Below are 13,148 nucleotides of genomic sequence, written 5' to 3' on the forward strand. Positions count from 1 at the left end.
TCGTTGGACCGTCCGGACATCCCGGACGCAGCCCCCCACGCTTGTTCCCTAATGCACAATCAAGAAGCATGCCGCAATAAAATCACATAAATTCAAGGTGTTTAATCTTTTTCTACCCTTCCCGAACGGCAAAAGCTTGCCACATTTTGGCAAAGCCTTGCCGCTTTTCGCTTCCCTATCTCCGCCCGAAAGTCTATTTCCACCCCACGCGGCATTGATTTGCCGCCACCCGAAACACCCTGAAGCCGCGACGGAGACCTCGCCCATGGATAACGGCAAAAACTTGCCGGTACGTCTGGACCTCGAAGAACTCCCCGGAGAAGCCACAGGCGTCACCTCCGTGCTCATCGGCTCCCGCGCCATGCGCGACGTCCACAAACTCGCCTCCCAGGTGGCCCCCTCCGACGCGCCCGTCCTGCTCCAGGGCGAATCCGGCACCGGCAAGGAGCTCTTCGCCCGGCTCATCCACGTCTTCTCCAACCGCAAGGAGAAACCCTTCATACCCGTCAACTGCGGCGTCCTCAAAGGTGAACTCTTCGCCGACAAGTTCTTCGGACACGAAGCCGGCGCCTTCACCGGGGCCTCGCGCCAACAGAAAGGCAGCTTCGAACTCGCCCAGGACGGCACCCTCTTCCTCGACGAGGTGGGCGAAATACCACCCGCCAACCAGGCCGACTTCCTGCGCGTCCTCGAACAACGCACCTTCCGCAGACTCGGCGGCGAACGAAACCTCCCCTTCGAAGCGCGCATCGTGGCCGCCACCAACCGAAACCTCCTCGAAATGGTCCGCGACGGCCGCTTCCGAGCCGACCTCTACTACCGCCTCAACGTCGTGCCCGTCTTCCTCCCGCCCCTGCGCCTACGCAAGGAAGACATCCCCATGCTCGCCTCCCACTTCATCGAACACTTCAGCCTGCGCTACCACCGCCCACCCATCTTCCTCACCCCGGACACCCTGCGCGCCTTCCAGGACTACGCCTGGCCAGGCAACGCCCGCGAACTGCGAAACCTCATCGAACGCCTCGTCCTCGTAAACCCCGGCCCCGCCGTGGAACCCGACGACCTCCCCCTCGAATTCCACCACGGACCCGCGCCGCACGCCGACAACGACGACCTCCCCGAAAGCCTCCTCCTCGACGACGTGGTCCGCGACGCCGAAACCCGCGCCATCCACCGCGCCTTCCGCATCGCGAACGGCGACAAGACGCGCACCGCGCAACTCCTGGGCATCTCCCCACGGACCCTGCGCCACAAAGTCCAACAGTGGGGGCTCGTCCTCAAACAACGACGCGGGCAAGACGCCTGAACGCCGGAACCCCAGGATACGGCACGGACTGGAGCACGAGACGCCGCCAGGCAGGCGGCCGACAAAGACGACGCCTCCGGCTGCCAGGGCTCTGCCCTGGACCCGGAGAGCGGGGCTTCGCCCCGGACCCCACCAGGGCTCTGCCCTGGACCCGCTGGAGAGGGCGCTGCCCTCTCCAGACCTCACCCGCCAGGGGGGAGCCCCCCCCTGGACCCGGCAATTGCTTCGCGGGCTTCACCGGGAAGGACTGTGTTGCCGGAGCCGGGCTTCTGCACGGGGAGAGCCTGCGGATCGTCTTCAAATCGGTCCGCGGGTTCTCCCCGTGCAGAGGCCCGGCTCCCGCTTGCAAGACCTTTGCGGCTGCGCCGCCTGTCGCGCGGGAATTCGCGCAAAGCCGCGAATCCCCGCGCGGGGGGCCGTGGCGCTTCGCGCCAGCTTTTCGAGCAAGATCCGTTTCTTGGAATTTAGAGGATAATTCCTTGTTCATCGTCGCTTGCGACGATGGCAGTCCGCCGGGATAAGCGCTGCTTTGAGCGCGTTCCCGGCGGGTGTCTGCTGCTGTCCGGGCGTCTGGAGACTGGCCGCCCCCATAAACACCGGCTTACCCGGTGAAACCCGCGAAGCAAAAAGGGATTCCTAAGGGCGTAGCCCTTAGGCCGCCGGAGGCTATTCCTCCAGCGGCCTTTTCCATTCTCCGCGACGGCAGCCGGCATCGCGCCAAGGCCCCGCGCGCCGGGTGTCCGGCGTGCGGGGCCTTGCGGGGGTTTTCCGGGGAACGGCGCGGCTACTGGGGGGCGCGCCCGAGGTAGTCGGAGATCATGGCGTCGTAGGCGGAGGTGCGGCGGAAGGTGTCCACGGCCAGATCGCGGCGCAGGGCCAGGGGGGCGTGGAGGGTTCCGTTCTTGGCGTTGGCCGACAGTTCGGCGGTGACGCGCGCGTAGTGTTCGGCCGAGGGCACCACCAGAATGGAGTGCAGGTTCTTGGCGGAGGCGCGCAGCATGGTGGGGCCGCCGATGTCGATCTGTTCCACGGCCTGCTTGAGGTTGGCCCCGGAGGCGGCGGCCTTGGCGAAGTCGTAGAGGTTGACGCAGATGAGATCGAAGGGTTGGAGCTTGAAGGCCTCGAGGGTCTTCAGGTGCTCGGGGTCGTCCTTGTCGGCCAGGATGCCCGCGTGGATGTGGGGGTGCAGGGTTTTGACGCGTCCGCCGAGCATTTCGGGGAAGCCGGTGACGGAATCCACGGCGGTGACGGGCAGGCCCGCGTCGGCCATGGCCTTTTTGGTGCCGCCGGTGGAGACGAGCTCCACGCCGTGCTGGTGGAGGAAGGCCGCGAATTCGGCCAGGCCGGACTTGTCGGTGACGGAGAGGATGGCCCTGCGGATGGGCAAGAGTTCCATGGCTGCCTCGCTTTTTGGCTTGGCAGTGCCAAAAGACCCGGCGCTTGGCAACCTCTCATCTTGCTCCGTCCTCCCCGAGCGAGGAGTTGATTCCCGGTCCGGCCGCCGGGAGCGGACCGGACCGGGAACCAATGGGGGAGGGGAGATTCGGTCGGAAAAGTTTCGGGCCTAGGCGGCCTGGGCCTCCAGATGCTCCTTGAGTTCGACTGCGCGCGCGTAGGAGGGCTCCTGCTGGAGGATGCGCTCCAGGTGCTCCCGGGCCTCTTCGGGGCGTCCGGCGGTGATGAGGCAGCCGGCCAGGGAGTAGCGGATGTCGTGCTTCAGGGGGTCCACGGCCAGGCAGTCCTCGAGGTGGGGCACCACCTCGTCCACGCGGTCCATGGCGTGTCCCAGGCGGATCAGGCTGTAGAGGGCCACCATGTTCTCGGGATTGTGGTCCAGGGCCTGGGCGAAGTGGCCGAAGGCGGCCTCGTGCTCGCCGCGCTCCATCTCGATGAGCGCCATGCCCGAGAGGGACTTGTCGGTGGCCTCCACGTTGGCGGCCTTGCGATAGAAGCCGAAGGCCGCGTCAAGATCTCCACGGTGCACGGCGATGGTGGCCAGGCCCATGTAGGGGTCCGGGTGGATGCCGTTGGAGTTCATGGCCTTGCGGTAGTATTCCTCCGCCTTGTCCAGGTCGCCCATGAACAGGTAGCACTCGCCCAGTTCCTTGTTGATTTCATAATCCAGATGACCGCTCATGACGTTCCCCTCCAGTGGGCGGGCGCGTGCGCTGTCTCCCCCGGCATCGCGCCCATTGTTCGCTTTCGCGTCGGGAAGACCCTCCTGGCTTCCCTTCTCCCCTATCAGACGGCGCCGCCCTGCAAGTCGTCCCTCCCGGGGACAGGCAAGCCCGCGGATTTCACCTAGCAAGTGCCGTGCCAACCGCCGAATCAGGCAAATTCCGCCGTGGGCGAGGCCCGTCCGGGAGCAGAGAGCAGACGGCGTGCCACCCCTGGGTCGGCATATAAAGGATCAACAATTCCAGCTTGATGATCTTTTGGAACGGGAGTTGCTATCCTGTGGCGGGAGGCGGACGCACCCACCCCCGGGACACCGGGCAAAAACGGCCGCCCCACAAGGAGATACGCCATGCCGGACATCTACGGAGCCAACACCGACCTCATCGCCAAGGTCATGGACCTGCGCATCGAGCGTCAAAACCTCGTCATGTCCAACCTGGCCAACATGAACATCCCGGGCTACAAGGCCCGCTCCATCGACTTCGAGGGCGCGCTCCAGGATGCCGTGGGCACTCAGGAGATGAAGACCGCCGTCACCCGCACCAACGCCGCCCACGTGCCGGGCCCCTACGACGTGAACGGCTACCAGGCCGACGTGGTGAAGGAGTTCAAGCCCCGCACCATCTACGGAGCCGACGCCGTGGACCTGGACAAGGAAATGGCGGCCATGGCCAAGAACTCGCTCATGTACAACTCGCTGACCACCGTGATGCAGAAGGGCTTCGAAGGCATCCAGAAGGTCATCATGGACGGAGGCAAGTAACATGGACTTCATGACAGCCCTCGACATCGGCGCTTCGGCCCTCACGGCCCAGCGCACCTACATGAACGTCATTTCCATGAACCTGGCCAACGCCAAGACCACGCGCACCATGGACGGCCAGGGGCCCTACCAGCGCAAGTCCGTGGCGCTGCAGTCCACCCAGGCCACGCCCTTCGGCAAGGCCATGAACGCCGCGCTCACCCAGGAGCTGCAGGGCGTGCGCGTCACGGGCATCGTGGCCGACCAGCGCCCGCCCAAGCAGGTCTACGAGCCCGGGCACCCCGACGCCGACCAGAACGGTTACGTGCAATACCCCGACATCAACGTGGTGGAAGAGATGGCCAACATGATCCAGGCCACCCGCGGCTACGAAGCCAACACCACCAGCGTGAACACCATCAAGGCCATGTACAACAAGGCCCTGGAAATCGGACGCTAGGAGGTTCGCCATGGCCATCAGCCCCATCGCCCTCAACGCCTACCGCTCCGCCATGGGCCAGACCCAGGGCGGCATGTCCATCCAGAAGCAGGTGGAGGGCGCCGTCGGTTCCGGCGCGTCCCAGACCGGCTTCGTGGACACCCTCAAGAACTCCGTGGCCGAAGTGAACGCCGAACAGCTCAAGAAGGACCGCATGGTGGCCTCCTTCGCCACAGGCGAGAACCAGAACGTCCACGAGCTGATGATCCAGCTTCAGAAGGCCGGGGTGGCCATGTCCATGACCAGCGCCGTGCGCGGCAAGGTCCTCGACATGTACCGCGAACTGGTCAAGATGCCCTTCTAGCCTCCAGGAAGAATAGGAGTCCGCCATGTCCACCGTGATCAAATCCCTCTGGGATCAGGCCACCCGCTTCTGGTCCGCCCGCACCATGGCCCAGCGCATCCTCTTCGCGGGTGTGGCCGTCTCCGTGGTGGCCGCCTTCGCCTTGATGATCTTCTGGTTCAACCAGCCCGACTACAAGGTGCTCTTCTCCAAGCTCGGCCAGGACGACGCCAACCGCGTGGTGGAGACCCTCAAGGCCAACAAGATCCCCTTCCGCCTGGAAGACGCCGGCCAGACCGTGCTGGTGCCCGTGGACCAGGTGAGCGAGACGAGGCTGCGCATCGCGGGCGAAGGCAAGCTGCGCGGCGCGGGCCTGGGCTACGAGATCTTCGACGAGACCAAGGTGGGGCAGACCGACTTCGTGCAGCGCATCAACTACCAGCGCGCCCTGCAGGGCGAGCTCTCGCGCACCATCTCTGAGTTCCCGCAGATCGAGAAGGCCCGTGTGCACCTGGTGCTGCCCCAGAAGAGCCTCTTCATCGAGGAGCAGCGCAAGCCCAGCGCCTCGGTGGTGCTCACGCTGAAAAACGGCGGCAAGCTCGAACCCAAGCAGGTGCAGGGCATCGTCAACTTCGTGGCCATGAGCGTCGAGGGCCTGGAGCCCAGCCGCGTGACCATCACCGACACCTCCGGCAAGATCGTCTACCAGGCCAAGGACGACCAGAGCATCGACGGCCTCACCAGCTCCCAGTTCGACTTCCGCAACAACTATCAGCTCAACATGGAGCGGCGCATCGAGGAGCTGCTCACCCCCATCGTGGGCGGCGGCAAGTCCATCGCCAAGGTGAGCGCCTCCCTCGACTTCGCCCAGCGCGAGATCAAACGCCAGAGCTTCGACCCCAACCGCACCGTGGTGCGCTCCGAGACCCGCGAGGAGTCCTCCACCAACCAGAAGGCCAACGTGGACGGCTCCGTGCCCGAGACCAACTTCCGGGGCGACGGCTTCACCGGCACCCAGAACAAGGTGGACCAGGCCAGCGAGAAGCGCGTCACCAACTACGAGATCGATTCCGAGACCCAGTTCGTGAAACCCGCCACCGGGGAGTTGCAGCGCCTGAGCGTGGCGGTTATCGTGGACTACATTCAGGACCCGAACAGCAAGGAGCCCAAGTTCATCCCCAGGCCCGCCGAGGAGCTGGAGCGCATCAAGCAGGCCGTCTCCAGCGCCGTGGGCCTCGACGCCAAGCGCGGCGACACCATCGAGGTGTCCTGCATGTCCTTCGGCGAGCGCGAGCTCATCGGCGAGCCCAGCCTCACCCAGAACATGCTGGAATACGCCCAGCGCCTGGGCAAGCCCTTCCTGAACGGACTGCTGGTGTTCCTCTTCCTGCTCCTGGTGGTGCGCCCGGTGGTGATGGCCCTCATCCGCCCCAAGGTCACCCGCGAGGAGATCGAGCAGATGAGCCGCCTGCCCGAGGCCGAACGGCGCATCGCCCTGGCCGAGGCCGAGGAGGAAGAGACCGAACTGGTGGAAATCTCAAAGCGACTGGAAAACGCCAAGGTTCTGGCGCAGCAGCTTTTCGAAACCAACTCCGACCAGGCCATCCAGATCCTTCGCGGATGGCTCAAGCAGGAGGCCGCGTAAGCCATGGCCCTCTCCGGACCGCACAAGACCGCCGTGCTCTGCCTTGCGCTCGGCGACAAATTCTGCTCCGAGGTGTTCAAGCGCATGGACCGGGGCGAGATCGCCCGCATCTCCAAGGCCATGCTCGAGATCGACACCGTGGAAAAGGAAGGCGTCGAAGAGGTGCTCAAGGAGTTCAACGAGGCCATGCAGTTCGGACAGGAAGTGCTGGTGGGCGGAACCGACGCCGTGAAGCGCATGCTCTCCAAGGCGCTCGATTCCGACACGGCCAAGTACATCATGGATTCGCTGGAGCTCAACACGGGGCCCACCCCCTTCCAGGAGCTGGAGAACGTCTCCCCGCGCATCCTGGCCCAGATCCTGCGCAACGAACACCCGCAGACCCTGGCCCTGATCCTGGGCCACCTGCACCCGGACCAGGCCGCCGAACTGCTCCAGAACCTGCCCTCCGGCGTGCGCGCCGAGGTGCTCATGCGCCTGGCCCGCCTGGAGGCCGTGGCGGAGGAGATGCTCCTGGAAGTGGACAAGGTGCTCCAGAATCAGCTCATCGCCATGGGCGGCAAGGAAGGCAAGAAGGTGGGCGGCATCACCAGCGTGGCCGAAATCCTCAACGCCGTGGACCGCGCCACCGAGGAAGAAGTGCTCTCCGAGATCGAGGAAGAGTCCGCCCAGATGGCCGAAGACATCCGCAACCTCATGTTCGTCTTCGAGGACATCAAGGCCCTGGACGACCGCTCCATCCGCGAACTGCTCAAGGAGGTCTCCAACGAGGAGCTCACCCAGGCCCTCAAGGGCGCGTCCGACGACCTCAAGGAAAAGTTCTTCAAGAACCTCTCCGAACGCGCCGCCACCATGATCCGCGAAGACCTGGAGATCATGGGCCCCGTGCGCCTGGCCGACGTGGAAGGCGCCCAACAGAACGTGGTGAAGACCGTGAGGCGTCTGGAGGCCGAAGGCAAGATCGCCATCGGCAGGGGCGGCGGCGATGTCTTCATCTAGCGAGGCCCATGGAGGCTTCCTGCCCGGCAACGCCCGGGTGGTCATGGGCACGGGGGCCAACGGCCCCGCCGAGATGACCGTGCACGAGATCGAGGGCACCAAGACCAACGTCCTCGACGAGAACACCGAGCTGGCCTTCTGGACCCGCGTGCGCGCCAAGGCCCAGGCCAAGGCCAAGGAGATCATCGGCCAGGCCATGGCCGAGGCCGACGAACTGCGCGAGCAGGCCCGCCAGGAGGGCTTCCGGCAGGGGCTCTCCGATTCCCGCGCCGCCTGTTCCAGCCAGATGGACCAGATGGGCCAGGCCCTCTCCGGCCTGCTCCAGGGGCTGGAGGCCGACCGCGTCAACCTCTGGGCCAGGCACCGTCAGGAATTCGCCGCCCTGTTGCGCCTGGCCGTGCGCAAAACGCTCCATGTGGAGGTCTCCCAGCGCCGCCAGGAGGTGCTGGAGGCCCTGCTCCACCAGGCCGTGGACCTCCTGGACACCCGCCAGGGCTTCACCGTGATGGTCCACCCCGGCGACGAGGAGGCCGCCGCGGAGCTGCTCAAGGCCGCGCGCGAGGCCAACCACGCCCTGGGCCCCTGGCGCGTGAAGGCCGACCCCTCCCTGGAGGCGGGCGGCGTGCGCCTGGAGTCCCACGCGGGCATGGTGGACAACAGCGTGGACAGCCGCTTCGAGCAGATCGCCGAACTTCTGGAGCGCGTGGAATTCACCGACGGCGAGGGAGCGCCCTGAGCGTGGAAGCCCCGGCCTGCATCTCCTTCCTCGAAGGCTTCGACCCCGTGCGCACCTACGGCAAGGTGAGCAAGGTGGTGGGGCTCATCGCCGAGGGCAAGGGCATCAAGGCCCCCCTGGGCGCGGTGTGCCGCCTCATGAGCGGAGAGCCCGGGGACAAGGGCGTGCCCGCCGAGGTGGTGGGTTTCCGCGACGACGCCTGCCTGCTCATGCCCTACGGCGAGCTGCGCGGCATCAGCCAGGGCTGCCTGATCCAGAACACGGCCACCCCGCCGCTGATCCCCGTGGGACGCCGCTTCCTGGGCCGGGCCATCGACGCCTTCGGCAACCCCATCGACGAAAAAGGCCCCATCGACCCCCGCCGCTACTACCCCCTGCACGCCGACCCGCCCTCGCCGCTCTCGCGCCCGCGCATCAGCGAGCCCCTGGACGTGGGCGTGCGCGCCATCAACGGCCTGCTCACCCTGGGCAAGGGCCAGCGCGTGGGCATCATGGCGGGCTCGGGCGTGGGCAAGTCCACGCTCATGGGCATGATCGCGCGCAACACCAAGGCCGACGTGAACGTCATCGGGCTCATCGGCGAGCGTGGCCGCGAGGTGCTGGAATTCATCGAGAAGGACCTGGGGCCGGAGGGCCTGGCGCGCAGCGTCCTGGTGGTCGCCACCTCGGACCAGAGCCCCCTGGTGCGCATGCGCGCGGCCTACGCGGCCACGTCCATGGCCGAATTCTTCCGCGACCAGGGCGCGGACGTGATCCTCATGATGGACTCGGTGACGCGCTTCGCCATGGCCGGGCGCGAGGTGGGCCTGGCCGCCGGGGAACCGCCCACCACCCGGGGCTACACCCCGTCGGTCTTCGCGCACCTGCCCAAGCTGTTGGAGCGCGCGGGCCGCAGCGCCTCGGGCTCCATCACGGGCATCTACACCGTGCTCGTGGACGGCGACGACTTCAACGAGCCCATCGCGGACTCCACGCGTTCCATCCTGGACGGGCACATGGTGCTCACCCGCGACCTGGCCGACCAGGGGCACTTCCCGGCCATCGACGTGCTCAAAAGCATCAGCCGCCTGCGCTCCGACGTGACGCCCCGCGAGGCCCTGGACGCGGGCCGCTCATTGATCCGCATGCTGGCCACCTACCGGCGCGTGGAGGACATGGTGAACATCGGAGCCTACCAGGCCGGGGCCAACCCGGAGATCGACCAGGCCCTGCGCATGATCGGCCCCATCCGCGACTACCTCCAGCAGCAGGTGGCCGAGGCCGAGACCCTCGAAGGCAGCTTCGCCCGGCTCCAGGCCCTGGTGGCCGGGGCCTGAACGGTGCTTCGCCCGTCCGCCCGGACCGTCGGCCTCCCCTCTCCACCACACCCTCCCCGCGCGGGGAGCGCCCGCCAGGCGGCTTCAGCTTGAGGACAAACCCCGAAAAGGGGCTTGCGGGAGCCACTTCCGGGGGCACAACCTCCCTGCCCCGGGCTGCGCTCCGCGCAGGGCTGCCACGGGCGGCTCTCCGACATTCCGAACAGGGCGCGGCGGCCACGCGGCTTGACCTCGGCGGCCGATGCAACGACACTTCGCGCCACAACGCCCCGGCCAGCCTGTCCGCCGGGTGAACGACATGAAGGCCATGAACGCCACGCGGATTTCCGCGGCAAACCGGCTCGCGACGAGGTGACGCAGTGAAGCATTCCGCCGACAACACCGTGGACGCCCGTCCGGGCAAGGACGCCGCGCTCACCATCGTCTCCGCCAACTACCTGAGCCATGCCGTCACGCTGTGCGATTCCTTCAAGCATTTCCACCCGGACAAGGATTTCATCATAGCGCTTGTGGACGACGTGTCGGACGAAGTGCTGGAGATGTTCCCCTGCGCGGGCCGGATCGTGAAGATCACGGATTTCGCGATCCCGGACTTTTCACGCATGGCCTACAGATACTCCGTCATCGAGCTGAACACCGCCGTAAAGCCCTACATCCTGGGCAGGCTGTTCGAGTCCGCGCTGTATGGCAAGATCATCTACCTCGACCCGGACATCGAGCTCTTCCACCCGCTGGACGCGGCCTATTCCGCCCTCGACGCGCACTCCATCGCCCTGACGCCGCACATCACGAAGCCCTACTTCGACGGAAAATCACCCGGCGACCATGCCATACTGCTCAGCGGCGCGTACAACCTGGGCTTCCTGGGCATCAAGGACTGCGCTTCGGCCCGCAACCTCCTGGACTGGTGGAAGGAGAAGCTTTTCGTTGATTGCGTCTCCGACACGGGGAACGGCTATTTCGTCGACCAGCGCTGGCTCGACCTCGCTCCCTGCTTCTGTCCCGACCACAAGATCATCTTCGACGACGGCTACAACGTGGCCTACTGGAATCTCCACGAGCGCAGGCTCTCGCACATCGACGGCGCATGGCGCGCCAACGACGTTCCGCTCGTTTTCTTCCACTACTCCGGCTATTCCCCCTACCTGCCCTGGCAGCTGTCGCGGCACCAGAACAGGTTCCACCCCGAGGACAGTCCCGAACTCGAGGCGCTGACGCTCGGATACAGGGAGAAATTGCTCGGCAACGGGTATCTGTTCTGCAGCAAGCTCCCCTACGCGTTCGCCACGCTCTCCAACGGAACGCGGCTTCCCATGCGCATCGTGCGCGACATCATGCAATGGGCCGCCCGCAACAGGGTGGAGACGCCGGACCCGGTGGACGAACCGGACGCGTTCTGCCGCTTCCTGATGTCGCGAGGCGTGGCCCCAGACTTCCCGGACTCCATCCTGGCCTTCCATTTCCTGCTGAGAGCCCGGAAGGACCTCCTGGATGTCTTCCCAAACGCGCTGTCCCACGGCAACGATCCCGGGTTCCGGGAGTGGCTCGCCCTGGAAGGGGCCTCCGGGGAACAACTCGTCGATCTCTTGGCGTTCGAAGAGAACGAAACGCCCTATGACTACGTTCAGGACGCCTTCGATCGCCTCCGGCGCGCGCAGCGAAGCGACGTGTTCGACTACTTCAAAGGGTTCTGGGCAGACGACGGACTTTTCGACGAGTTCGCCGAGTGGTTTTCCACTTACGGCCAGGAGGAAATGGGATTCACCAAGGAACATACCGAAGCGTTCAAGGGCACCCGCGGAAACGTCACGAGGATTTTCAGTCTGTACTTCTCCCATTGGGACATCCAGGCCCAGCACGGCAACATCGCCGCACCGGGCGGATTGGTTTCTTTCACGGCCTGGCTGCGACGCAATCGCGGCAGCTTGAAGCTGTCCCATGAAGACATCAGCCTTTTCTTGGAATATGCTCGAGAAAACGCCTCACTGATGCGCAAGATCGTGTTCCTGTACCATTACGCCGGCCCTTCGACGGACCGCAGCACATGCCCGAACCTCTACGACGCGGCTCGAAGATGCAGGGAACTGCAGCTTGAGGATTTCACCAGGGAGATCACGGCCTGGCTCGCGAACGAGGAGGCCATGGCCCCCATCGACCACCACGCCGCCCACTTCGACAGCGACGCCGGCACGCTGGACAATCCCCGCGCCTGCGTCATTCCTGAAATGACCCCCGAGTACAACCACGACTTCATGCGCTCCTGCCGCGGGGCGATCGATCCGGCGGACGGGGCGATCAAGGTCAACTTCGCCGGATATCTCAACGCCCCCACCGGGATGGGCGAGTGTTCGCGAAGCCTGCTGAGAACGCTTTTCCAGCCGGACATCCGCCTGCGCGCCATGACCATTCCCACCCGGCACACCATGCCCGCGCCCCCGCCCGACAACCCGTTCGTCTTCGGCTGGCCGCAGGGCTACGCCGACGTGTCGCTCACCGTGGCCAACGCCGACGCCACCGACCCCGCGAACAGGTTCCTGCCCGGCGTCCACAGGGCGAAGCGCAACATCGGCTACTGGATGTGGGAAACCGCCGTCCTGCCGCGCGGCATGGCGAAATCCCACGCCTTCTACGACGAGATCTGGACCGCGAGCTCCCATTCGGCCAGCGCCATCGAGAAGGCCACGGGCAAGGCGACGGCCGTCGTGCCGATCCCGCTGGACTTCGAGGCGCTCGCCCGGGCGCGGGCGAACCGGGCGCGTTTCGGGTTGCCCGAGCGCTCGACCCTGTTCGGCTTCCTGTTCGATCCCAACAGCGTGCTGGAGCGCAAGAACATCCGCGCCGTGATCCGGGCCTTCCTCTCCAGCCTTCGTCCCGACGACGACTGCCTCCTCGTCCTCAAGGCCAACGGCGCCGCGCGCGGCAACCTTGAATACGAGACCCTGCGGACCATGGCCAACGATCGCGTCCTCTTCACGGAATGCGTGCTCAGCCGGGAAGACACCTACGATTTCCTGAAAAGCCTCGACGTGTACGTCTCGCTCCACCGCTCCGAAGGGTTCGGGCTCACCTGCGCCGAATCCATGGCCCTGGGGCTCCCCGTCATCGCCACGGGCTACTCCGGCAACCTGGACTTCATGGACTCGACCAACAGCATCCTGGTCCCGGCCGAGATCATCGAGACGGACAGGGCATACGGACCCTACCCCGCCGGAACCGTCTGGGGCGACCCCGACATCGCGGCCGCGGGCGCGGGCATGCGCGCCCTGCTCAACTCCGACAAACGCAAATCGCTGGGCTCAGCAGCCCGGCAGTCAATATTCCAAACGCTAAACCCCGACAGAATAGCCAACCTTGTTCGTTCCAATCTTAGGTCAAACCTTTCTTGAGCTTAAACAACGCGCAGCCAACTACAAACCCCATCTCAATAAATTCATAGGACTACAA

General features: G+C 65.6%; 11 protein-coding genes. 9 read left to right on the top strand and 2 right to left on the bottom strand.

Annotated features, from left to right (window positions below):
* Positions 1 to 265: 265 nt before the first annotated feature.
* Complete coding sequence (locus tag NNJEOMEG_RS07865; protein WP_173083086.1) at positions 266 to 1,306, top strand: sigma-54 interaction domain-containing protein; 1,041 nt, start codon at positions 266 to 268, stop codon at positions 1,304 to 1,306.
* A 784-nt stretch (positions 1,307 to 2,090) separates the two neighbouring features.
* On the opposite strand, the gene NNJEOMEG_RS07870 is transcribed toward NNJEOMEG_RS07865, so the two are convergent.
* Together NNJEOMEG_RS07870 and NNJEOMEG_RS07875 are read right to left on the bottom strand one after the other, a co-directional pair.
* Positions 2,091 to 2,702: an IMP cyclohydrolase gene (locus NNJEOMEG_RS07870; protein ID WP_173083088.1), complete on the bottom strand. Its 612-nt coding sequence runs from the start codon at positions 2,700 to 2,702 to the stop codon at positions 2,091 to 2,093.
* A gap of 168 nt (positions 2,703 to 2,870) precedes the next feature.
* On the bottom strand, positions 2,871 to 3,443 hold the full coding sequence (locus tag NNJEOMEG_RS07875; protein WP_173083090.1) for a tetratricopeptide repeat protein: 573 nt from the start codon (positions 3,441 to 3,443) through the stop codon (positions 2,871 to 2,873).
* A gap of 390 nt (positions 3,444 to 3,833) precedes the next feature.
* Here NNJEOMEG_RS07875 and flgB point away from each other — a divergent pair, with 390 nt between their 5' ends.
* The 8 genes from flgB (at position 3,834) to NNJEOMEG_RS07915 (ending at position 13,090) form a co-directional block, all read left to right on the top strand.
* Positions 3,834 to 4,247, top strand: a complete 414-nt coding sequence (gene flgB, locus NNJEOMEG_RS07880) for a flagellar basal body rod protein FlgB (RefSeq protein ID WP_173083092.1) — start codon at positions 3,834 to 3,836, stop codon at positions 4,245 to 4,247.
* 1 nt (position 4,248) lies between these two features.
* Positions 4,249 to 4,686, top strand: a complete 438-nt coding sequence (flgC, locus tag NNJEOMEG_RS07885; protein WP_173083094.1) for a flagellar basal body rod protein FlgC — start codon at positions 4,249 to 4,251, stop codon at positions 4,684 to 4,686.
* A 10-nt stretch (positions 4,687 to 4,696) separates the two neighbouring features.
* A complete protein-coding gene (fliE, locus tag NNJEOMEG_RS07890; protein ID WP_173083096.1) occupies positions 4,697 to 5,029 on the top strand; it encodes a flagellar hook-basal body complex protein FliE in 333 nt (110 codons plus the stop codon).
* Between the two features lie 25 nt (positions 5,030 to 5,054).
* Positions 5,055 to 6,653, top strand: a complete 1,599-nt coding sequence (gene fliF, locus NNJEOMEG_RS07895) for a flagellar basal-body MS-ring/collar protein FliF (RefSeq protein WP_173083098.1) — start codon at positions 5,055 to 5,057, stop codon at positions 6,651 to 6,653.
* Positions 6,654 to 6,656: 3 nt separating this feature from the next.
* Positions 6,657 to 7,652: a flagellar motor switch protein FliG gene (fliG, locus tag NNJEOMEG_RS07900; protein WP_173083100.1), complete on the top strand. Its 996-nt coding sequence runs from the start codon at positions 6,657 to 6,659 to the stop codon at positions 7,650 to 7,652.
* Complete coding sequence (locus NNJEOMEG_RS07905) at positions 7,639 to 8,388, top strand: FliH/SctL family protein (protein WP_173083102.1); 750 nt, start codon at positions 7,639 to 7,641, stop codon at positions 8,386 to 8,388. Before fliG ends, NNJEOMEG_RS07905 begins: the two co-directional genes overlap by 14 nt.
* 2 nt (positions 8,389 to 8,390) lie before the next feature.
* Complete coding sequence (locus NNJEOMEG_RS07910) at positions 8,391 to 9,704, top strand: FliI/YscN family ATPase (protein ID WP_173083104.1); 1,314 nt, start codon at positions 8,391 to 8,393, stop codon at positions 9,702 to 9,704.
* Positions 9,705 to 10,063: 359 nt separating this feature from the next.
* Entirely contained in the window at positions 10,064 to 13,090 is a 3,027-nt protein-coding gene (locus NNJEOMEG_RS07915) for a glycosyltransferase (RefSeq protein ID WP_173083106.1), read from the top strand.
* The last annotated feature ends 58 nt before the right edge of the window (positions 13,091 to 13,148 follow it).

This window comes from Fundidesulfovibrio magnetotacticus (assembly GCF_013019105.1).
In the GTDB taxonomy this organism is placed as follows: Bacteria; Desulfobacterota; Desulfovibrionia; order Desulfovibrionales; family Desulfovibrionaceae; genus Fundidesulfovibrio; species Fundidesulfovibrio magnetotacticus.

Bases quoted from the DNA above. Each gene is read 5' to 3' on its own strand.
- fliG (WP_173083100.1), top strand. From the start codon at position 6,657: ATGGCCCTCTCCGGACCGCACAAGACCGCCGTGCTCTGCCTTGCGCTC.
- flgC (WP_173083094.1), top strand. From the start codon at position 4,249: ATGGACTTCATGACAGCCCTCGACATCGGCGCTTCGGCCCTCACGGCC.
- NNJEOMEG_RS07865 (WP_173083086.1), top strand. From the start codon at position 266: ATGGATAACGGCAAAAACTTGCCGGTACGTCTGGACCTCGAAGAACTC.
- flgB (WP_173083092.1), top strand. From the start codon at position 3,834: ATGCCGGACATCTACGGAGCCAACACCGACCTCATCGCCAAGGTCATG.
- NNJEOMEG_RS07870 (WP_173083088.1), bottom strand. From the start codon at position 2,702: ATGGAACTCTTGCCCATCCGCAGGGCCATCCTCTCCGTCACCGACAAG.
- NNJEOMEG_RS07875 (WP_173083090.1), bottom strand. From the start codon at position 3,443: ATGAGCGGTCATCTGGATTATGAAATCAACAAGGAACTGGGCGAGTGC.
- fliF (WP_173083098.1), top strand. From the start codon at position 5,055: ATGTCCACCGTGATCAAATCCCTCTGGGATCAGGCCACCCGCTTCTGG.
- NNJEOMEG_RS07905 (WP_173083102.1), top strand. From the start codon at position 7,639: ATGTCTTCATCTAGCGAGGCCCATGGAGGCTTCCTGCCCGGCAACGCC.
- fliE (WP_173083096.1), top strand. From the start codon at position 4,697: ATGGCCATCAGCCCCATCGCCCTCAACGCCTACCGCTCCGCCATGGGC.